Genomic DNA, 20,760 nt, shown 5'->3' on the forward strand with positions numbered 1-20,760 from the left:
CAGGTGGCGTCGCCTCGACCACGGATTCGCTCACGTCGGCGGCGACCGCCGCGGTGGTCTTCTTCGCGGGCGCCGTCTTCTTGGTCGGTGCCGCCTTCCTGGCAGGCGTGGCCTTGGCGGCGGTTGCCTTCGCGGGGGTGGCCTTCGCGGTCGTGGTCTTGCGCGGCGCGGCCTTCCTGGCGGGCGTGGCGGCGGGCTCAGCGGCGCTGCTGGGATCGGTGGCAGCGGTAGCGTCGGTGGGCGTGGCGGCGGCGTCGGCCGTCGGGGCGTCGCTCGGCGTGGCGGCGGGGGTCGCCTTGCGGGCGGGTGCCTTCCTCGCGGCGGCCTTCTTCGCGGCGGCCTTCTTCGCGGGCGCCGGGGCGGTCGGTTCGTCCTGGGGGGACGGTTCGCCCGCGGGTAGCGGCTCCTCGGACACGGGTGGCTCCCATCATCACGGACGTGGAGCCGGCAATATAGCGAGTACCGGTCACCTTCTGCCGCCCCACCCGCGCCGACCTGTACGGTCGGGCCGGCTACCAGCGCGGATGCGGCAAGGTTTCACGCCGTGTTCCGGTTACGTTCAGTGACGCGGCCGCGCGAACGATGCCGCGCGACGCGTCCGGACAGGTGACACCGCCCGCCCGGGGATAGCGCTGTCCTTTCCGGATTGCTAACTTGCCATCGCTGTGAAACGCGCTCAACACTTTTCGGGTAGACATTGAGTCTTAACGATTGGTTCGCGCGTGGAGAACGCGCCGCACCGCCGGCGGTAGAACGTACGTTCCTCTCGTCGTGTACCGCCTGTGGGTGATTGTGTCCTGCGTTTCTTGGCCAAAAGGGATCGGATATGCGTGTTGCGTCTTCGTCGCGTCCCAGTAAGTGGTAAGCAAAGATGGTGCGGACAAGGGAGTCGCTCGGCGCGGATCTGCGTCGCCTGGGTGTACGACCCGGCGATACGGTGCTGGCCCATACCTCCCTGAGTTCGCTCGGCTGGGTCTGCGGCGGTGCCGTCGCGGTGGTGCAGGCGCTGCTGGACGTGCTGGGCGAGAATGGCACCCTCGTGGTCCCCGCGCAGACGGCCAACAACCGGGACCCGTCGCTGTGGTCGGATCCCGCGGTCGATGAGGCGGACTGGCCCGCCATCCGCGCGAACCTGCCCGCCTTCGATCCCGCCATCACGCCGTCGCACCGCATGGGGGTTATCGCGGAGCAGGTCAGGACGTGGCCGGGCGCGCGACGCAGCGACCACCCGCAGACCTCGTTCGCCGCGGTCGGGGCGCGCGCCGAGGAACTGATGGCCGACCACCGGTTGACCTCGCCGCTCGGCGAGCACTCGCCGCTGGCCCGGTTGGAGGAGGCGGACGCGCGGATCCTGCTCCTCGGCGTGGGCATGGCCGTATGCACGTCCTTCCATCTCGCGGAGTACCGGTTGCCGGACCCGCCGCGCCGGATGAATTACTGCGCGGTTCAAAAAAAGGGCACCGGCCGCGAGTGGATTGAATACCCCGGAATCAAGCTGACGGATGTCGACTTCGGCGATCTTGGCAAGGCGTTTGAAGCCGAGACGGACGAGGTGGAGGTCGGGTCCGTTGGTGGGGCCGAAAGTCGGATTTTTCGGGCCCGGCCAGCTATTGAATACGCCTACGCGTGGCTTAAGGTCCACCGTGGACAATAGCCGGAGATAGTGAGATCCTCATGCCGCCCGCCATGCCGCAGGGCAAAGATCAATTGAGCGCCAGGCCCGACGTGGCCTGGCGCGATCTGGGTTGGCGGAGCCCAACATATAACGACACAGGAGAAGGTACAGACATGGAAAGTCGTGAGCGGCCCGCCGAGAGCGGCATGGTCGGGCTGGTCGACATGAGCGTCGACACTCTGCGTGAACTCTGGGATCGGGGCAGTGATCAGCAGCTCGACGAGGCGTTGCGCCGGGTGACGGAGCCCGCGGGGGAAAACGCGCACGCCGCTGTGTCCGCCTTCAACTCCCACATCTGACGTTCATGGCGGAGTGGTCGGCCGAAGAATACAGCGGCAGTCCCATCAGCGAACTGGTTGTCAAGCTCCACGAACGGTGCAACCTGAGCTGTGACCACTGCTATATGTACGAAGCGGCCGACCAGCACTGGCGGTCGCGGCCGGTGACGATGGCCGCGGCGACGGTCGACCGGGTCGCGGCCCGCATGGCCGAGCACGCCACCGCTCACCGCCTCGACCGCGTCCGGATCGTCCTGCACGGCGGCGAGCCGCTGCTCGCCGGCGTCGACGGCGTGGAGCACGCGCTGCGCGCCTTCCGCGCGGCGGCGGGCGGGGCCGTCCGCGTCGCCTTCGGCATCCAGACCAACGGCATCCTGCTCGACGACGACTTTCTGCGGCTGTTCCGCCGCTACGACGTGCGGGTCGGCATAAGTATAGACGGCAATCGATCGGCGAACGACCGTCACCGGCGCTACGCCAACGGCCGCAGCAGCTACGACGAGGTCGTGCGCGGGATCGACCGGCTGGCCCGCCCCGAGAACCACGCCATCTACGGCGGGCTGCTGTGCACCGTCGATGTGGCCAACGACCCCATCGACACCTACGAGAGCCTGCTGGCGCACCGACCGCCGCGGGTCGACCTGCTGCTGCCGCACGGCAACTGGACCTTCCCGCCGCCGGGCCTCGCCGGCCGCGGCCCCGGGCCCGACCAGCCCACCCCGTACGGCGACTGGCTCATCGCCATCTTCGACCGGTGGTACGACGCGCCGCGCCGCGAGACGGGCATCCGGCTGTTCACCTCGATCATCGACCTGATCCTCGGCGGCGCCAGCGACACCGAGGCGATCGGCCCCGGCATCCCGGCCTCCATCGTGGTGGAGAGCGACGGCGCCTACGAGGGCAACGACGCGCTCAAGACGACCAGCCCCGACGGTGCCGCGACCGGCCTGAGCGTCTTCACCGCCACGATCGACGAGGTCGTCGGCCACCCCGCCGTCTCGCCGGCCCGGGCCGGCCTGGCCTCGCTCGGCCCCACCTGCAAGGCCTGCGACCTCGTCACCGTCTGCGGCGGTGGCCTGCGCGCGCACCGCTTCGCGGCCGGGGAGGGCTTCACCCGACCGTCGGTCTTCTGCGCCGACCTGTACCTGCTCGTCGCGCACATCCGCGCGCGGGTCACCGCCGATCTGCACGCCCGGCTCGCCGTGAGCGGACAGGGGGCCCGGTGACGGCCACGCCCCTGACGCTCTCGCCGGCGCAGCTCGACGCGATCGTCGCCACGACGCCGGACGCGGCGACGCTCGACCTCCTGCGGATGGGCCAGCTGTCCAAGCGGCGACTGCTGCTGATCGCCGTCCGCCGGGCGGCCACGGACGCCGCCGTGTCGGACGCGTTCGACCTGCTCGGCGCCATCGACGCGAGCGCACCGGGCGTCGTCAACCAGGTGCTCGGGCGCCCGCTGGTCAACGTGTGGGCGATCGAGTGCCTGCGCACCCCGGCCGGCGGGGACGCCGGCGGACACCTGCGGTTCCTGGACAACATCGCGGCCGCCGCCGCGATCCGGGCCGGCCTGGCGTTCGACCTGCCCCTGGCGGCCCCGCACGGCGCGGTGCACCTGCCCGGCCTCGGCACGGCGCACGGCCTCGGCGCGGGGGAGGCGGTCGTGCGCGGCGGCCCAAACGGTGCGACGGTGGTCGGCGTGGACGCCACCGTGCGGATCGGCGGCGACGGGTGGTCGCCCGTGACCACGCTCCGGCTGGGCACGGACCCGTCGTGGGCGGTGGAACTCGAGGACCAGGACCCGTACCGGACGTGCTTCGGGCTGCCGCCCGTGGGGCTGCTCGACGCCGACGCGCAGCGGACCGTCGCGGCGACGCTGGCCGGCGCGTGGGACATCCTGACCCGCGACTTTCCCGCGTACGCCGGGATCATCGGTGCCACCATGCGCGCGGTCGCGCCGGTGGTCGCGGCCGACGACCGCAGCGCGGTCAGCGCGGCGTCGCAGCTCGCGTACGGCATGGTGGCGGTGTGTGTGCCGCCGGACCCGGCGACGATGGCCCTGCTGCTCATCCACGAGCAGCAGCACATGACCCTGGGCGCGGTCTACGACCTGGTGCCGCTGTGCGTGACGAACGGCGAGGCGCGCCACGACGCGCCCTGGCGGCTCGACCCGCGCCCCGTGCCCGCCCTGCTGCAGGGCACGTTCGCGCACCTGGGGGTGACGGACTTCTGGCGCGTGCACCGGCACTCGCCCGGCGTCGACCGGGCCCACGCCGACTTCGAGTTCGCGTACTGGCGCGAGCTCACCGCGCGCGCCGCCCGTACGCTGCTGGGCTCCGGCGAGCTGACCGCGGCGGGTGAGCGGTTCGTCGGCGCGCTCGCGACGCGGGTCGACGACTGGGCGGCAGAGCCGGTCCCCGCCGAGGTGTCCGGGACGGTCCGCGAGATGGCCGACGTCAACGCGGTGCGCTGGCGCCTGCGCAACCGGCGGCCCGCGCCCGACGAGGTCGAGCGCCTGGTCGGCGAGCTGCGCTCGGGTGCCCACTGCCCGCCCGTGGCGGCGCCGGCGGTGGCCACGGCGGCACCGGCCCCGGCCCGCCACCGCGGCCTGTCCGAGCGCATCCGCCAACGCCTCCTGGCCGGCGGTCGGATCGAGGGCCACCTGACCGACGGCGACCGCGCGTACGTCGGCGGAGACTTCGCCGCGGCGGCGGCGAGCTACCGCACGCAGATCTCCGTGGACCCCACCGCCGACGAGCCCTGGGTGGGGCTCGCGGCGGCGCTGCGGCGCACCGGCGTCGAACCGGCCGCGACGGCGCTGGCCGCGCGGCCGGAGCTGGTGCGCGCGCTGTACCTGGGCGGTCGGGTCGCGTCGACCGCCCCGGACGACGTGGCCGCGTGGCTGGCCGGCGGGCTGGCGCCCGACCGTCACGGCGACGGCGGCTCGATGTAGGGGTTGCTGCGACGCATCTCGAGCGCGTTCTGCACGCGCGGGTGCCGGTCCGCGAACGACCGGATCATGTCGGCCACCACGGCGTCGAACGCCGGGTCGGCCCCGTCGCGGCTGATCGCCAGGTTGATCGCCGCGTTCAGGGTGTCCGGGTGACGGTCGCCGAGCACCTTGCGGAACACCGGGTACGTCGCCTCGTCCAGCTCCCGGGCGGCCACCCGCGAACCGACCGCCCACAGGTGGTTGGCGTGGCTGAGCGCGGCGCTGAGCGTGTAGGGGTGCTCAGCGCCCAGGGTCTCGCGGAAGCGCTGGTGCACCGCCGCCGCGTCGCCCACCGACTCGGCCGCGTCGCCGGTCTTGAGCTTGTAGATGGCCAGGTTGTGCCGGCACACCTTGGTCAGCACGTGCTCCTCGTCGAGCAGCCGCTGCATCCTGGCCAGGAGGATCTCCGCACCGCGCCGGGCTTCGTGGTCGTTGCCGACGCCCGCGTACGTCGAGGCGACCGTCATCTCGCACAGCATCGCGTCCTGGTGGTCGGCGCCCAGCACCCGGGCGTACCGGGTGAGCGTGTCCCGGCCCAGCTCGTGGGCCTGGTCGAAGTCGCCGAGCCGGCGCAGGGTCACCGCCAGGTTGCGCGCGGTGCGCAGGGTGTCGGTCTGGTCCTCGCCGATGACCTCGCGGTAGACGCGCAGCGTGGCCTCCAGCACCGTCCGGGACCGCTCGAACTCGCCGACCTCCCGAAGGTCACTGCCCCAGTTGCAGGCCGAGAACAGGGTGTACGGGTGGCGCGGGCCGAGCGTGTCGAGGCGGCGCTGGTAGGTGTCGCTGTCCAGGTCGGCGGCGGCCTGGTAGTCGCCGACCATCCGGTACGACACGGCGAGGTTGTTGATCGCCATGAGGGACCGGTACTCGTCGTCGCCGAACTGGTCGCGGAACCGGGCGGCCGTGTCCACGTCCAGGTCGCGGGCGATGGCGAAGTCGCCGTGCGCCCGCCGGTCGGCGGCCAGGCCACCGGCGGCCATGAGCGTGTAGAGGTGGTCCGGGCCGGCGACCTCGCGCAGGCGGGCGTACACGTCCTCGTTGATCTGCAGCGAGGTCCGGTACTGCGACTGCGACCGCAGCGCGTTCGCGAGATGGAACCGCAGGTGCAGGGTGAGCAGGTCGTTCTCGCCGAACAGCTCGGTCCACTCCGTGATGGCCGCGGTCGCCAGCTCGGCGCTGCCGGAGAAGTCGTACCGACGGTACCGGTAGCGGACCATGTCGATGATCAGCTGGCGGACGGGCTCGGACCCGGACGTGAACAGCCCGGCCATGCTCAGGTGCGGCGAGAGCTCGGCGAACGCCGGCCACTTCGACGGGTCGTCGGTGGCCACCGGGTTGGCCGCGGCCAGCACCTCGTACGCCTGCTCCCGGGTGATGACGGTGTCGTCGGGGCTGAGCTGGTCGCGGATGATGGCCTGCACCAGCCGGTGGATGAGCAGGCTGTTGCGGCTCACGTCGATGCGCGCCAGGGCGAACCGCCGGATCGCCCTGGTCAGGCTGCCCTGCATGATCGGCAGCCGGAGGTTGGGGTCGATGGGCGTGAGGATCGCGCGGAACCGGTCGTTGGACAGCAGCGACAGCGGGATCGGCTCCGGCGCGAAGAACGCGCACACCTCGAGCACCTTGGCGGCGGCCGGCATCTGCTCGCGCAGGCGCCGCAGCGAGATGCGCCAGGTGGCGGTCGCGGTTCTCGGGTAGGCCGACGGCCGGTCCTGGTCGAGCAGGTCCGCCGGCTCGATGGTGAGCAGCTCGATGTAGCGCTGCACCGCCATGCCGGTGGCGACCAGCCACGCCGCCGCCTGCTCGAGCACGAGCGGCAGGTCGCCGAGGTTCTCCGAGAGCAGGTCGGCGTCGGCGTCGGTCAGGCCGGTCACCTGCTGGCGCAGGAACGCGACGCTCTCGGCCCGTTCGAAGACGCCGACCTCGACCGCCTTGGTCTGGCTCGCCCAGAGCTGGTTGCGCGAGGTCAGCAGCACGTGCCCGGTGCCCTGCGGCATCAGGTCGCGCAGGTCCTCGGGGTTGTCCGCGTTGTCGTAGATGAGCAGCCAGCGCCGGTACGGCTGGCCCTGGCGCAGCGCCTCCAGCACGGCCCGCACGCTGTCGACAGTGCTCTCGCGGGCCACGCCGAGCGCGACCGCGAGCTCGAACAGGTCCGACCGGGCGGTGGCCGGCTGCTCGGCGGAGATCCACCACACCACGTCGTAGTCGGCCTTGAACCGGTGGGCGTACTCCAGGGCGACCTGGGTCTTGCCGACACCGCCGAGGCCGACGAGGGCCTGTGGTGCCACGACCGTCGGGCTCGCCGCGAGCCGGTCGCGCAGCGCCTCGAGCGCGACGCCACGGCCGATGAACGTCGCGTTGCGGGGCTGCACGTTCCACACCGGCGGCGGCGTGGACGGGAAGCGCGGCCGCCGCCGGGTTCCGTCGCCGTCGCGCTCGTCAGGGGGCGACAGCGGCAGCGCGAAGACCTCGCGCAGCTCGGAGCGGGCCCGCTCCTCTGACAGCACCGCCAACTCGATGGCCGGCCGGTCGGTGAACGGCAGGGGCAGCCGGACGGTGTCCAGCCGGATCGGGATCATCGAGCGCGGCGCCCCCGGCGCGCCCTGCCGGGTCGCCAGCCGCCACACCTCCACCGCCTGCGGCACCTTGTGGTAGTCGTCGGACAGCAGCACGATCACCCGGTTGGCCTTGCCCAGCTCCCGCTCGATATCCCCGGCGCCGACCGCGCCCTGGGTGTAGTCGACGGCCATGAGGTGCACCTTGAGGCCCGCGTCGTCGAGCTCGCCGGCGACCCACTCCGCCCACATCCGGTCGACCGAGGCGTAGCTGATCAGCACGTCCGTGGTCAGCGGCGCGCGGATGCGCTCGAACTCGGCCAGCAGCAGGCGCCGGTCGCCCTCGCCGATGGGCGGGGCCTGCGACACGCGACCCCGGGTCACCACGGACGTGAGCCGCTCGAACGCGGCCAGCAGCGAGTTGTGCTGGTGCGGCGGATCCCCGAAAAAGGCAAGGATCTCCTCGTACGCGTAGAACGGCCGGTACGGGATCTCGACGTCGCCCCAGTACCGGTCGCGGTTGTCGGGCAGCAGGTCGGCGAGGAACGGCTCGAACAGCCGCCGGGCGTAGTCGCGGCCGGCCTCCAGCTTGAGCTGCTCGCCGTCCTCGACCCGCATCGGGACGGGCAGGATGCGGATCGGCTCGTCGTGGCGCTGCTTGCGGATCGAGTGCGCGACCGCCGCCGCGCCCTGCACGCTCTGCGTGCTCATGGTGAAGCAGTCGACGACCGTGTCGGGGAGCACGACCGTGCAGATGCCCGCCGCGTCGCTCAGGCCCGTCCGGCTGTCGATGAGGACGTAGTCGTAGTTGGCCAGCATGTCGTCGCGCAGGGCGCGCAGGAACGCCACGCCGCCCTGACGGTCGAAGAAGTTCGCCCAGTCGAACGTGCTGACCGTCAGCGAGTACGACCGGTCCTGGCGACCCGCGGCCAGGAAGTCGATGACGCCCTTGCCGTCGAACTGCCACTCCAGCGAGACGGCGTTGCGCAGCACACGTGCGTGGTGGGCGATCAGGTCAACGCCCACGTCGCTGGCCGGCAGCATCGTGGCCGCCGCGTAGTCGCGGACCAGGTCGATGACGCCGGGCGTGGCGCGCAGCTCCTTGTCGCGCAGGAACGGGTGGAAGTAGCGGTGCAGGCCGGGGGACTCCAGGTCCCAGTCCACGACGAGGACGCGCAGGCCGTTGCTCGCCATGATCCAGGCAAGGTTGGCCACGGCCATCGTGCGTCCCGTGCCGCCCTTGTACGAGTAGAAGGTGATGATCTCGGACGACGGCTGGGCGTTCATGGTTGCTCTCCGTCCAGGGGGGTGGTCGGACCTTCGAGGATCGGCCGGGAGCGCGAGGGCCGGTCGGGCACCTGGGGGTTCACGGTGCCGGTGCGGAAGACGCGGTTCTGCGCCACCTCGAGGATCTCCTCCAGGTCGGTGCTGAACAGTTCGGGCGTGGGGATGTGCGGGCGCAGCATCACGCGGTCGCGGCGCTCGATGTGCCGCGGCAGCACGCTGGCCAGCCGGACCTGCAGCTCTGTCGCGTCCGCGCGCGTCTCGTCGTCGGAGCTGTTGAACGGGACCAGCACGGCGCTGGTGTTGCCGTCGTGGTTGTCGTAATCGAGCAGCGCCTGTTGGTGCTCGGCGAGCGCGGGCGACCACGCGTCGACGAGCAGGACCACCAGGTCGTTGCGGCGCTTGGCCAGCTCCAGGCACTCGCCCAGCCGGCTGATGTCGGTGACCTCGGAGTCGAACATGCGGTCCTCGGCGACCCGGCTCGCGAACTCGGCGAGCGTCTCGTCCACGTCGGGCCGGAACGGCGCCCAGTCGACCGCCGTGTCGCCGTAGTACTCGAGTTTCCGGCGTACGGCCGACATGCTCTCGCGGGTGCCCGCGACGATCACGAAGTGGACGACCGCCCGGGTGGAGAGCCGGGCCGGGCCGACGGCGCTGACGGGGCGGCGGCCCGGCGGCGGAGCGTCGGTGGTGGAGGTGATGGTGAAGGCGTCGGCCACCTCCTCCAGCCGGATGGGCCGCCGCGGCGGGGGCAGATCGTACTCGGCGGCCACGTTGACGATGCGTTGCGCGAGGTCGAAGACGAACTCCTGGTAGTCGTCGTGGAACCGTTGCAGGTCGAGCATGTGGCGCAGGCCGTACTTGAGGTAGGACGCGGCCGTGCCGGCGCTGTGCAGCTGGATGTCCTCGGCGAGCGGATGGGGGACGGCCATCGGGATCCAGCGCACCGGCAGCAGCGCGGGCGCTGGCCGTTTCCACTGCCGCTCGTAGGCCGCCAACCGGTCGCTGAACGCGCCCCACTCGCGTCCGCAGTAGTCACGTCGGAAGTAGCGCGGCGACGTCATCGCGACAAAGCACTTGCAGGAGGCCAGGGCGTCGGCTAAAGCGAGCTGCCACCGTTGTCCAACGTAGAGACTCTGCTCGTCGAGGAATCCCACGGTGTCATGCGGATCGGCGCCCGCCAAGTTACGCACTTCACTGGACAGATCGTTGAAGAATCGTATGACGCTTCGCGGATCGTCCTCCCGTGCGTGACTCAGGAAGAAATACAGCACGCTCCCCCTCCCGGCGGCCGGAGGGACTCGTTACCTTGAAACGTGGGGAACCTCCGACAGCGTCGTCGCTTGCCATCAGCATAAGGGCGGATTCAACATGAGGTCTTCCTCCATCTGGACCGCTAGATAGATCAATTGAAGGCCCGGTGATCCATTAAGGTCGGTTGATCTCGTCTCGCCGTTCGCTCCGATCATGAAAGACGGCCAATGACTGGGAATCGCGAAGGGCAGGTCGTCACTTTCTACTCCTACAACGGGGGCACCGGCCGGACGATGGCCATGGCGAACGTCGCGTGGATACTCGCCGCGAGCGGCAAGCGGGTGCTGGTCGCGGACTGGGACATCGAGTCGCCCGGCCTGCACCGGTTCTTCGCCCCGTTCATCAGGCCCGAGGAACTGGCCAACGCCGGTGGCGTCATCGACCTCATCCGCGAATTCGAGTGGGCGACCATGAAGGACACCGACCGGCAGCCCGGTTGGTACGAGCGGTACGCCGCGGTCGGCACGTACGCGTTTCCGTTGCGATGGGAATTTCCCACGGGCGGCGCTCTGGACTATCTGTCGGCGGGTCGGCAGAACAACGACTACTCGTCCTCGATTCAGGGTCTTGACTGGGAGATGTTTTACGAGTATCTCGGGGGAGGGCAGTTTCTGGACGCGTTGCGCGCCGACATGAAGCGCAACTACGACTACACCCTGATCGACAGTCGTACGGGTGTGAGTGACGTGGCCGAGATCTGCACCATCCAGCTGCCGGACGTGTTGGTCGCCTGCTTCACGTTCAGCGAACAGAGCATCAGCGGCGCTGCGCAGGTGACCCGTCAGGTGCGGCAGCGATATGAAGCCCGCAAAATCAGGATTCTGCCCGTCGCGATGCGGGTGGATTCCGTCGACAGCCCGCGCGCGGCGGCGGGTCGGCTGGTCTCCATGCAACGCTTTTCCGGCATGCCGAACGACATGTCCGAGGCGGAACGCCACCTTTACTGGTCGCGGATGCAGGTGCCCTATCAACCCCCGTACGCGTACGAGGAGATTCTGGCGACCTTCGCCGATCCGCCCGGGCAGCCCGGCACGCTCCTGACGGCGTACGAAACGCTGGCCTCGTACGTCTCGGCCGGCGGCGTGACCCGGCTCGCCCCGGTCGACGAGGTGACGCGCTCGCGCGTGGCGGACCTGTTCCTGCGTCGGGTGTCCAGTTGGGACGATGAAAACTCCGGTGAATGACGCGGGAATGGCGTTCATCCGCGCACGCTGACGCATTCGCACGTGCATTTCGGATGAGCCCCATTCAGCTTGTCGCGCAGACGGTGTGTGACCACTGTCCAATCGCTACGCTTGAAATACCTCCCGGTCCCGGCCGTCCCGCCGAGCCGGGATGGTCCGTCACGGGAGGGTGTGGTGATACCCGCGGGCATGTCCCAACACGAGGTCCCGGTCGGCGGTGACCGGCGGCTCATGGTCGAGGTCTCGGGCAACCGCGACGGCATGCCGGTGTTCCTCATGCACGGCACGCCCGGCAGCCGCAGCGGGCCGAAGCCGCGCGGCAGCGTCTCGTACCGCCTCGGCGTGCTGCTCATCTCCTACGACCGGCCCGGCTACGGCCGCTCGACCCGCCACCCCGGGCGGGGCGTGGCGGACGCGGCGCGCGACGTGGCCGCGATCGCCGACGCGCTGGGCATCGACCGGTTCGCCGTCGTCGGCCGGTCCGGCGGTGGCCCGCACGCGCTGGCCTGCGCGGCACTGCTGCCGCAGCGGGTGGTGCGCACCGCGGTCCTGGTCAGCCTCGCCCCGGCCAACGCCCGCGACCTCAACTGGTACGACGGGATGACACCCGGCAACGTGGCCGCCTACACCTGGGCGGACAACGACTACCCGGCGCTCAAGAAGGAGCTCACCTCCCGCGCGGCGAGCCTCGCCGTCGACCCGGAGAGCATGTTCGAGGGGCTGCGCACCGAGCTGGAGGCCGCCGACCGGCGGGTCGTGGACAACGTCGCGATCCGCCGGCAGCTCGCGCAGTCGTACACGGAGGCGCTGCGGGACGGGCCGTTCGGCTGGCTCGACGACGTCCTCGCGTTCCGCGCCGACTGGGGGTTCGACCTCGGCGCCATCACGTCGCCGGTGCGCATCTGGCACGGCGCCGACGACCGCTTCTCGCCCGTCAGCCACGCCCAGTGGCTCGCCCGGCAGATCCCCGGCGCGGTGATCGACGTGCGTCCCGGCGCGGCCCACTTCAACGCCGTGGAGATCCTCCCGGAGATCCTGTCCTGGGTCGCGGCTGTGGCACCGCACCAGCGCGACGGCGACTGACGCGCGGTCAGGTGCCGAGCAGGCGGGCCTTCGCGGCCGCGAACTCCTCCTCGGTGAGCGCGCCCGACTCCCGCAGCGCCGCGAGCTTGCCCAGTTCGGCGGTCAGGTCGCCGGTGGCTGCGGCCGGCTGCGGCCGCGACGCCTGGTAGCCCTCGTACGCGGCCTGCTGCGCGGCGGCCGACTCGGCGTGCCGGCGCTGCTGGTGCGCGGTGATGGCGTTGCTGGTCGCCGTCGCGGTGCCGGCGATGACGGCGGTGCGGGCGACGGTGCCGAGCAGGCCCGGTCCCCGCCGCACCACCACGGGCCGCCTGAGCATGACCATCACCTCTTCCGTGACGGGGCGGTTCAGCCCGCCCGCAGTGCCCCGACGGCCGACACGACGGGTGCCGGCACGCGCTCGACCAGCACCACCTCGCCGCCCGCGCTGGACACCGTCCGACCGATGTCGCGCACCCAGGTGTGTTCGAACAGGAACACGGCCGCGGTGTGGCCGGGGGCGAGCCCCGCCCCGATGTCGGCGACGTCCTGCTCGCCGATCAGCCCGTCGATCTCCTGGACGACCACGTCGAGGGCCTCGAAGTCGTCCTCGCCCTCGCGGTCGCCCAGCTCGAACGACCGCACCGTGCCGTCGTCGTCGCGGGCGATGAAGAGCATGTCGATGACGTTGATGACGCCCTGGTCGACGAGCGATCGCAGCTGCGGCGCGAGCGTCGCGCCGGGCACCTCGCCGGGGAAGTCGACGACCACGAACTCGACCGGACCACGGCTCATACCGCGAGCGTACTCGGGTAAAAAGCTCTTAAGGCCCGAAGTGGTCAGAACGCGGACCCCGTAGACGCGGCGACGCCCGCGCCGTCCGGGTGGCCGACGCGGGCGCCGAGGTCGGGACCTACGCGGTGGCCGTGCAGGTCAGGGCCGGTACGGAGTTGCTGCCCGTCCAGGTCGCGTTGAACCCGAACTGGGTTGTCCCGCCGGCCGAAAGGCTGCCGTTGTAGGCGGCGTTCGTCGCGGTGACGGATGACCCGCTCTGCGTGATCGTGGCGCTCCACGAGTTCGTGACCGCCTGCCCGTTGGCATACGTCCACGTCACCCGCCAGCCCCTGATGGCAGCACTGCCGGCTGTCACATTGACCGAGCCGACGAAGCCGCCGTTCCACTGCGACGAGACCGTGTAGGTCGCGGTGCAGCCCGCGGAGCCGCCGCCGGTAGTCGCCGGCGCGCGGGTGGTCGGGCCGGCCGTGGTGACCGGGGCCCGGGTGGTCGGACCCGCGGTGGTCACGGGCGCGCGCGTCGTCGGCGCGGCCGTGGTGACCGGGGCGCGGGTGGTCGGCGCCGCCGAGGTGGGCGTGGTGGTGCCACCACCGAACAGCACGTCGCTGCAGAAGTAGTACGACTGGTCGGAGTGGCTCGCCTGCCAGATCGTGTAGACGATGTGCCGGCCGGTGCGGCCGGACGCGGTCGCCGGGATCCTGATGGACACGCCGCCCGCGGACTCGGGCGTCCACTGCGCGGCGGGGGTGTTGCCGATCTGGTTCACCAGTTCGAGGTTGCCCCAGCCGAGTGCCTGTGTGAGTGGGTTGAAGCCCTGTCTGGTGACGTACACGCGGATGTAGTCCGCGCCGTGCATGGCCTGGTCCCACAGCTTCACCGAGAAGCTGTTGGAGACCGGGGCGGCCTTCCAGTCACCGATGGCGTCCATCGAGTTGTACCGGCCGTCGCCGGTGTGCCCGGCGCTGCACAGCTGGCCGTCCGGGATGGCGCCCTGGTGGTTGCCGGCGACGCCCTCGCGGTAGAGCCCGTTCCAGTTCCACATGGCGGTGGTGTTCCACTGCCAGGCCTGGTAGCACATCGGGTCGAGCGTGGCCATGTTCGGGTTCTGGAAGTCGGAGCCCCAACGCGCCCAACAGCCGTAGTTGCGCGACGCCGGGTCCACGATGGAGCCGTGCGCCGAGGCCGGGCTGGCGGGGGTGAAGGTGACGATCAGCAGCACCGCCGCGGCAACGGCGAGCACGCGTCGGAGCAGTCGTGGGGGACGGGGGATCGTGGTCATCGAGCCTCCTGGGGAAGGTCGAACCCTGCGGTGGACATGGCGGGGCAGGGACCTCCCTGCCGCACACCAGCCGCGTGGCTCCTCCACGGCTCTGCGGCGAGAGTCACATGGTTGAAATATTCAAGTCAACTGATTGCGAACGCGCCTCTCGTTCCGCCGCTGGCCTCCGTCGTTCGACAGCTGAATCTTCCAAAGAACATGCAGAACAAATAGGGTGTTATTGGTACGTTCAACCCGTGACGAGTCCGCAGGAACCGCAGCACCGGGAGAGCTTCCTCTCCCGGCACAAGGTGCTGATCATCGTCGGTCTGGTCGTGGCGCTCATCGTGCTCTGCTGGCTGATCTGCGCCCAGGGCAGCGGCGACAAGTCCTAAAGGGTGTAGCCCTTCGCGACCAGCACCAGTTCGGTGTCGTGCGACCCGGGGATGCCGATCCCGGCCGGGCGCGGGGTGAACCCGGGCAGGCCGTCCAGCCCGTCGCTGCCGTCCATGACCCGCAGCCGGACCGGACCCGCCGCGCCGAGCACGAGCGTGACCCGCAGGCCGTCAGCCGGCGGGGCGTGGAACAGCACCCCGAAACTGTCGCCCACCGCCGACGGCGCGACCTCCCGGCCGGACACGGTGGCCGACACCACCGGCGTGCCCTCGACCGCGAGGTAGACCAGGCGCACCGTCCGCTGTGGCGTGACCGTCAGGCTCAGCGTGCGCCGCCCCGCGGCCGTCGTGTCCGACACGGTCGTCACCGTCGGCGCGGCCAGCGTCGCCGCCTGCGCCTGTCCGGTCAGCAGCTCGCCCCCGCCCAGCGGCGGGAACTGCTTCGCCAGGTCCTCGCGGCCGCTCACGTAGGCCTTGTTCCAGGAGCCGGGCGCCGAGTCGGTGCTCACCCACCGGGCCTGACCCGTGTCCGTGTCCAGCGCGTACATGAGCTGCTGCGGTGCGGGGTGGGCCAGGTCGAACCGGTCCACCGCCAACCCTGTCACCACGAACACCAGCGTGAGTACGCCGCAGGCGAGCGCCGGCGCCGCGCCCCGCAGCCGACGTCCCGTGGCACCGACCACCGGGTACAGCGACTCGAACAGCGGCAGCAGCGCCAGGCCCAGCAGGGTGGCGAACAGGGCCGCCGCCGCGCCGGTGGCCAGCCCGAGAGCCGGGAAGAACAGCAGCACCGTCGGGGCGAGCACGACCACGGCGACGGCCCCGCCCAGCCCGAGCGCCAGCGCGGACGCCCACGTCTGCCGGACGCTCAGCGCCACCGTCGCGCCGACCGCCCCCGCCAGTGCCGGCACCGCCGCGAGGTACGAGCCACCGGGCGTCGCCGCCGCGAGGACCAGCCCCAGGACCGCGAGCACGGCCAGGCCGCCGATCGCGAGCGGCCACGCCCCGATCCGCCGGCGCAGCAGGCCGTACCAGGTCAGCACCGCGGCCGCGACCAGCGCGACCACCGCGAGCCGGAACCACCCGGGCCGCCACGGATCGATCATCTCCCGGTAACCGGGCCGGATCGCGACGAGCAGCGTCCACAGCAGCTGGGTCAGCACCACCGCGGCGATGATCGGCACGAACGCGAGCCCGAACGCCGCCAGCGTGCGCCCCACGGTCGCCACCCGCCGGCGCCGCGCGATGACGGTCAACGCGCCCACGGCGAGCAGCGCGACGACCGCGACCGGCCAGACGAGGGTGCCCGGATAGCGCACCAGGTAACCCAGGACCGGGAAGTACGTCGAGTCGTGCCCGGACGGCTTCGCGAGCGCGCCCAGGTCGGCGCCGCCGAAACTACGCAGCAGGGCCACGGCGTTGTCGCCGTGGTGCTGCAGGCTGGCCCGGTCCAGGTACGCCGGCCGGTCCTGCGGGGTGTGGTAGACCGCCGAGCCGTCGATGTAGGCGGTGTTCAGGCCGGTGAACCGGTCGGCCTCCCGGAACGGCGTGAAGTCGGTGTCGTTCGGCAGGATCCGGTACACCTCGACCGCGAAGCTCGTCGCCACCGGGTACGGCACCGCGTCGCCGTACACCCCGACGACACCCGCGTTGCCCGCGCCCGTCTCGAACATGATCGCCGGACCGCTGGCGCCGCGCGCCTCGAAGTTGAGCGCCACACCGCCCTTGGCGGCGAGGGGGTGCTGGCTCACGAACGCCTCCGCGCCGCACAGGCACGCCTCCTCGGCGTCCGTGATCACGAAGACGATGTCGTTGCGCGGCCGGGGCCCGGCGCTCAGGATCCGCGCGGCCTCCAGCAGCGTGGACACCCCGGCCCCGTCGTCGTTGGCGCCGTAGGACACCTGCACCGAGTCGTAGTGGGCGACCGCGAACACCGACCCGGACGGGTCCGTGCCCGGCAGCACGGCCACGACGTTGCGCACGTGCGCCATCGCGTACCCGTGCCCGAGTTCGTCACTCGCGCCGACCGTGTCCTGGACCGAGATCCGCAGGCCGGACCCGCGCAGCGTCGTCTCGACGTAGTCGCGCACCTGCCCGGCCGCCGGGCTGCCGGCCACGTGCACCTGCCCGCCGATCCGCTCCACGTGGCCGAACGCCCGGCCGGCGCTGAACTGGTCGGGCCGCGCGGCGACGCCGGCGGGCGCGGGCGGCGACACGGCCCAGAGGCTCAGGACAATGAGGGCGGCCAGGGCCGCCAGGGTGACGAGGCCCGCGACGGTGCGGGCAGGTGTGCGCTCCACACGGCACATCCTGCACCGTCGGACGCCCACGGGGACCGTCAGGCAGGCTGAGCCGGGGCGGCCGTGCTTCCGATGCGCGGGAACGGGGTGTCCGAGAAGACGACCTCGACCGGCACCTCGAAGTACCGGGCGATGCGCAGGGCGAGGTGCAGACTCGGGCTGAACTCGCCGCGCTCCAGGTAGCCGACGGTCTGGTAATGGACCCCGAGCGCGTCGGCGAGCTGCCGACGGGACACGCCGCGCTCCGTCCGGAGTACGGCGATCCGGTTGAAAATCGTCTCGCTCATCGGGGAGATCTTTGCAAAGCCCGTTCGCGGCGCTCGGCGACGCTCGAGCCGGACTCGCGGCGGGCCATGCGGCGCAGCACGGCCGGCGCGATGACCAGGCCGGCGACCGCCCACAGGCCGAGCACGCCGACCGTCTCCAGGTGCCGCCAGGAGTGCCCGATCTCGACGGCGGCGAGGCTGTCGGGCAGCAGTGCGGAGCGCATCCCCAGACCGAGCCAGTACACCGGGAAGACCTGCGCGAGGCCCTGCAGCCAGCCGGGGAAGCTGGCGATGGGGTAGAAGATGCCCGAGATCGCGATCAGCCCCATGAGCGGGAGCATGACCAGGCCCATGTTGCGTGAGTTGGTGAACATCGACCCGACGATGGCGCCGAGCGGCAGCACGGCCACGAGCCCGAGGGCCACGATCCCGACGAGGATGAGCCACGGCGTCACGCCGTGCACGCTCAGCCCGTCGACGAGCAGCAGGCCCGAGCCCAGCTGCAGGCCGAGCGCGACCAGGCTCATCCCGCTGACCACCACGATCTTGCCGATGAGGTAGCTGAGCATGCCGTGCGGGAGGGCCTTCGCGCGCAGCAGCGTGCCGTCCTCGCGTTCGACGATGAGCTGCATGGCCAGCGTGGCCAGGCCGCCGAACGCGATGCCCATGCCGAGCGCGCTGGGCAGCGTGCGGGCGCCCAACGAGAAGCCGGTGCCCGGCACCGTGCTGTTGCGCATGAAGTACGTGACCGTGATGAGCAGGACGGTGGGGAAGAAGTAGCCCCACAGGTCCTGGCCGTTGGTGAACGTCTGACGCAGCTCAATGCCGCCCCGGGCCACTCCCGTGCGCGCAGCCGCCCTGATCGCGCTCATCGTGTCGCCTCCGCTACGCTCCGGCGTCGCGATGAGTAGGTCCTGAGCTGATGATTCGCTCGCTGACGCTCGCTCATCTCGACACCTCCGCTACGCTCCGGCGTCGCGATGAGTAGGTCCTGAGCTGATGATTCGCTCGCTGACGCTCGCTCATCGCGTCGCCTCCTGGAAGGCCAGCACGCCGGACTCGGCCCGGCCGGCCTCGTGCTGCTGGACAAGGGTCACATAGGTCTCCTCCAGGCTGGCCCGGCGCACCTCCAGGTCGCCGACCGCCTCGCCGTACTGCGCGAACAGCTCGCGGACGAAGCGGGTCGGGTCGTCGCTGGCGTGGACGAACCGTTCGCCGTCGCGCGTCCAGCGCACCTCGGCGCCGGTCGACACGCGCCGGCTCAGCTCGTCGGCGGAGCCGTCGGCGATGATCCGGCCGCCGGCCAGGACGAGGATCCGGTCGGCGAGCTTCTCTGCCTCGTCGAGGTCGTGGGTGGTGAGCAGAACCGTCGTGCCGTGGGTGTCGGTGAGGTCGTGCACGAGGTCGTGGAACTCGCGCCGTGCGGCGGGGTCGAAGCCGACCGTGGGCTCGTCGAGGAAGAGCAGGTCGGGTCGGCCGACGATGCCGATGGCGACGTCGAGGCGGCGGCGCTGCCCGCCGGAGAGGCGCCCGATGCGCTGCCGCGCCTGGGCCGTGAGGCCGACCGCGCCGATCAGCTCGTCGGGGTCCCACGGCCGGGGCGTGTCCGGCGTCGCGAACGGCGCGTACGACCGACCCAGGTGCGCCAGCAGCTCGCGGACGCGCCACTTGCCGTGGTCGCGCCACGACTGGAGCACGACGCCGAGCCGGGCGCGCCAGGCCTCGTCGCCGCGCGCCGGGTCGACGCCGAGCACGCGCACGTGCCCGGCCGAGCGCATCCGGAAGCCCTCGAGGATCTCGATCGTGGTGGTCTTGCCGGCTCCGTTGGGCCCGAGCAGCGCGAGCACCTCGCCGCGTGCGGCGGTGAAGCTGACCCCGTGCAGCACGTCCGTCGTGCCGTAGCGCATCCGCAGGTCGCGCACGTCGAGCACGGCGTCGGGCGCGGGTTGCGCCACGTCGCCGGGCGCCGTGCCCGCGTCGACCAGTGTCGTCACGGACCTTCTCCTCCCCATCGAACCTCTGCGACGGACGATAGCATAGGTACTACATTTCGTCGCAAGGATGCTGTTCGATGAGGATCTCGCGGGGACGCTGCGGCGGTGGCAACCGCTCCCGCAGCCAGGCCCGCAGCTCGGCCTCGACACCCGCCGGGGACCCGTCGCGCAGGCGCACCCGGGCGCGCAGCAGCTGACCGAACTCCGGGTCCGCCACCGGCTCCACGACCGCGTCGCGCACCCGGGGGTGCCCGGCCAGCATGTCGCGGACCGCGCCGGGGAACACGTTCTCGCCGCCCGAGATGATCATGTCATCGACGCGCCCGACGAGGGTGAGGCGCCCGGCCCGGTCGAACCGGCCCAGGTCGCCGGTCGCCACCGCGTTGCCGGGCGCCGCCCACCCGGCTACGTGCACCTCGCCAACCTGACCGGGCGGGAGCACCGCGCCGGCGGGGCCGCGCACCGTGAGCGCGATCCCGCGCGGCGCCCGACCCACCGTGCCTGGCACCGCCCGCAGGTCGGCCGGCGTGGCGATGGCCGCCCAGCCCGCCTCCGTCGACCCGTACAGGTTGAAGACCCGGTCGCCGAACCGGTCGAGCAGCCGGGCGGTCAGCTCGGGCGACAGGGGCGCGGCGCCGGTCACCACGGCCCGCAGCGACGCGGGCGGCTCGCCGGACTGGTCGCACAGCCGCGACAGCTGCGTGGGCAGCGCGACGAGCAGGCCGGCCCCGTGCTCGGCCAGCGCCGCCCACGTGGCCGCCGGGTCGAGCCGGGCGGCCAGCACGACGCGCGCGCCCAGGCCCAGCGCCGCCGCGAGGTAGGTCAGTCCGTACCCGTGGTGCGGGGGTGCCGCGACCATCAGGGGCACGCCGGGCCGCAGCGCGACATGCCGCAGGTGGGTGCTGACCGGCCCCAGGAGAGTACGCGCCGACAGCCGGCGGATCACGCCGCGCGGCGCCCCGGTCGTCCCCGACGTCAGCACCACGAGCCGCCCGCCCCGTCGACTCCGTGTTGCCCCGCCGCCGCCAACCGGGGCGCCGTCGGTCGTGGTCGCGGGTGCGGCCCCGGCGGCGGCGACGAGATCCGCCCAGGGCAGCGACGGGCAGGGCGCGTCGGTGACCTGGCCGTCGTGGATCAGGGCGGTCACCCGTTGGGCGGCGAGCAGGTCGGCGAGCGGGGCGGCCGGCAGGTCCGGCGGGATCAGCACCGCGTCGGCGCCGAGCAGGCCGAGCCCGGCGGTGGCCGTCACGAACCCCCGGTGCGCCGCGCACGCCACGCCGACGCGCGCGCCGGGGCGTACCCCCCATAGAGTCTGTGCGCCGGAGGCCAGGCGGCGCGCCGCGGACAGCAGGTCCGCGCGGGTCTGCGGGCCGGCGTCGTCGATGAGTGCGACGCCCCGGCGCGGGCCGGCGGC

The 20,760-nt window shown here is 71.9% G+C and carries 17 protein-coding genes and 1 pseudogene; 7 read left to right on the forward strand and 11 right to left on the reverse strand.

Annotated elements, in window-relative coordinates:
* Positions 1 to 415 (reverse strand): annotated as a pseudogene (locus tag ABD211_RS22265) (hypothetical protein); the annotation flags it as partial.
* 456 nt (positions 416 to 871) lie between these two features.
* Here ABD211_RS22265 and ABD211_RS22270 point away from each other — a divergent pair.
* The 4 genes from ABD211_RS22270 to ABD211_RS22285 all read left to right on the forward strand — a co-directional run bounded on the left by ABD211_RS22270 (position 872) and on the right by ABD211_RS22285 (position 4,903).
* A complete protein-coding gene (locus tag ABD211_RS22270; protein ID WP_344135237.1) occupies positions 872 to 1,654 on the forward strand; it encodes an AAC(3) family N-acetyltransferase in 783 nt (260 codons plus the stop codon).
* Between the two features lie 134 nt (positions 1,655 to 1,788).
* Positions 1,789 to 1,974 carry a hypothetical protein gene (locus ABD211_RS22275; RefSeq protein WP_344135240.1) on the forward strand — a complete coding sequence of 62 codons (186 nt, stop codon included), beginning with the start codon at positions 1,789 to 1,791 and terminating at the stop codon, positions 1,972 to 1,974.
* 5 nt (positions 1,975 to 1,979) lie between these two features.
* Complete coding sequence (locus ABD211_RS22280; RefSeq protein WP_344135243.1) at positions 1,980 to 3,179, forward strand: FxsB family cyclophane-forming radical SAM/SPASM peptide maturase; 1,200 nt, start codon at positions 1,980 to 1,982, stop codon at positions 3,177 to 3,179.
* Positions 3,176 to 4,903, forward strand: a complete 1,728-nt coding sequence (locus tag ABD211_RS22285) for an HEXXH motif domain-containing protein (protein WP_344135246.1) — start codon at positions 3,176 to 3,178, stop codon at positions 4,901 to 4,903. Before ABD211_RS22280 ends, ABD211_RS22285 begins: the two co-directional genes overlap by 4 nt.
* Here the strand turns inward: ABD211_RS22285 and fxsT are convergent.
* Positions 4,879 to 8,784 carry an FxSxx-COOH system tetratricopeptide repeat protein gene (fxsT, locus tag ABD211_RS22290; protein WP_344135249.1) on the reverse strand — a complete coding sequence of 1,302 codons (3,906 nt, stop codon included), beginning with the start codon at positions 8,782 to 8,784 and terminating at the stop codon, positions 4,879 to 4,881. The two genes, ABD211_RS22285 and fxsT, sit on opposite strands and share 25 nt — an antisense overlap.
* Positions 8,781 to 10,055 carry a TIR-like protein FxsC gene (locus ABD211_RS22295; protein WP_344135252.1) on the reverse strand — a complete coding sequence of 425 codons (1,275 nt, stop codon included), beginning with the start codon at positions 10,053 to 10,055 and terminating at the stop codon, positions 8,781 to 8,783. The genes fxsT and ABD211_RS22295 overlap by 4 nt, the downstream gene beginning before the upstream one ends.
* Positions 10,056 to 10,262: 207 nt before the next feature.
* On the opposite strand from ABD211_RS22295, the gene ABD211_RS22300 reads away from it, so the two are divergent.
* Together ABD211_RS22300 and ABD211_RS22305 are read left to right on the forward strand one after the other, a co-directional pair.
* Positions 10,263 to 11,279 carry a KGGVGR-motif variant AAA ATPase gene (locus ABD211_RS22300; RefSeq protein WP_425560491.1) on the forward strand — a complete coding sequence of 339 codons (1,017 nt, stop codon included), beginning with the start codon at positions 10,263 to 10,265 and terminating at the stop codon, positions 11,277 to 11,279.
* A gap of 189 nt (positions 11,280 to 11,468) precedes the next feature.
* Positions 11,469 to 12,362: an alpha/beta fold hydrolase gene (locus ABD211_RS22305; protein ID WP_344135258.1), complete on the forward strand. Its 894-nt coding sequence runs from the start codon at positions 11,469 to 11,471 to the stop codon at positions 12,360 to 12,362.
* Between the two features lie 7 nt (positions 12,363 to 12,369).
* Here ABD211_RS22305 and ABD211_RS22310 read toward each other — a convergent pair whose 3' ends face one another.
* The 3 genes from ABD211_RS22310 to ABD211_RS22320 all read right to left on the reverse strand — a co-directional run bounded on the left by ABD211_RS22310 (position 12,370) and on the right by ABD211_RS22320 (position 14,412).
* A complete protein-coding gene (locus tag ABD211_RS22310) occupies positions 12,370 to 12,678 on the reverse strand; it encodes an SHOCT domain-containing protein (protein ID WP_344135261.1) in 309 nt (102 codons plus the stop codon).
* Positions 12,679 to 12,707: 29 nt separating this feature from the next.
* Positions 12,708 to 13,133, reverse strand: coding sequence for a DUF6325 family protein (locus ABD211_RS22315; protein ID WP_344135264.1), 426 nt, complete (start codon positions 13,131 to 13,133; stop codon positions 12,708 to 12,710).
* A 118-nt stretch (positions 13,134 to 13,251) separates the two neighbouring features.
* Entirely contained in the window at positions 13,252 to 14,412 is a 1,161-nt protein-coding gene (locus tag ABD211_RS22320; RefSeq protein ID WP_344135267.1) for a lytic polysaccharide monooxygenase, read from the reverse strand.
* 236 nt (positions 14,413 to 14,648) lie between these two features.
* Here ABD211_RS22320 and ABD211_RS22325 point away from each other — a divergent pair, with 236 nt between their 5' ends.
* The gene (locus ABD211_RS22325) at positions 14,649 to 14,786 is read left to right on the forward strand and encodes a hypothetical protein (protein WP_344135270.1); all 138 of its coding nucleotides are present in this window, start codon (positions 14,649 to 14,651) and stop codon (positions 14,784 to 14,786) included.
* On the opposite strand, the gene ABD211_RS22330 is transcribed toward ABD211_RS22325, so the two are convergent.
* From ABD211_RS22330 to ABD211_RS22350, 5 genes are all read right to left on the reverse strand, one after another.
* Positions 14,783 to 17,086, reverse strand: coding sequence for a M28 family peptidase (locus ABD211_RS22330; RefSeq protein ID WP_344135273.1), 2,304 nt, complete (start codon positions 17,084 to 17,086; stop codon positions 14,783 to 14,785). The two genes, ABD211_RS22325 and ABD211_RS22330, sit on opposite strands and share 4 nt — an antisense overlap.
* Before the next feature lie 38 nt (positions 17,087 to 17,124).
* Positions 17,125 to 17,373: a helix-turn-helix transcriptional regulator gene (locus ABD211_RS22335; protein ID WP_344135276.1), complete on the reverse strand. Its 249-nt coding sequence runs from the start codon at positions 17,371 to 17,373 to the stop codon at positions 17,125 to 17,127.
* Entirely contained in the window at positions 17,370 to 18,224 is an 855-nt protein-coding gene (locus ABD211_RS22340; protein ID WP_344135279.1) for an ABC transporter permease, read from the reverse strand. The genes ABD211_RS22335 and ABD211_RS22340 overlap by 4 nt, the downstream gene beginning before the upstream one ends.
* A 150-nt stretch (positions 18,225 to 18,374) precedes the next feature.
* Positions 18,375 to 19,259, reverse strand: coding sequence for an ABC transporter ATP-binding protein (locus ABD211_RS22345; RefSeq protein WP_344135284.1), 885 nt, complete (start codon positions 19,257 to 19,259; stop codon positions 18,375 to 18,377).
* Between the two features lie 136 nt (positions 19,260 to 19,395).
* Positions 19,396 to 20,760: AMP-binding protein (locus ABD211_RS22350; protein ID WP_344135282.1), on the reverse strand; the 1,365-nt coding region annotated here is incomplete at its 5' end.

The sequence above is a fragment of the Luedemannella flava genome (genome assembly GCF_039528515.1).
GTDB lineage: Bacteria > Actinomycetota > Actinomycetes > Mycobacteriales > Micromonosporaceae > Luedemannella > Luedemannella flava.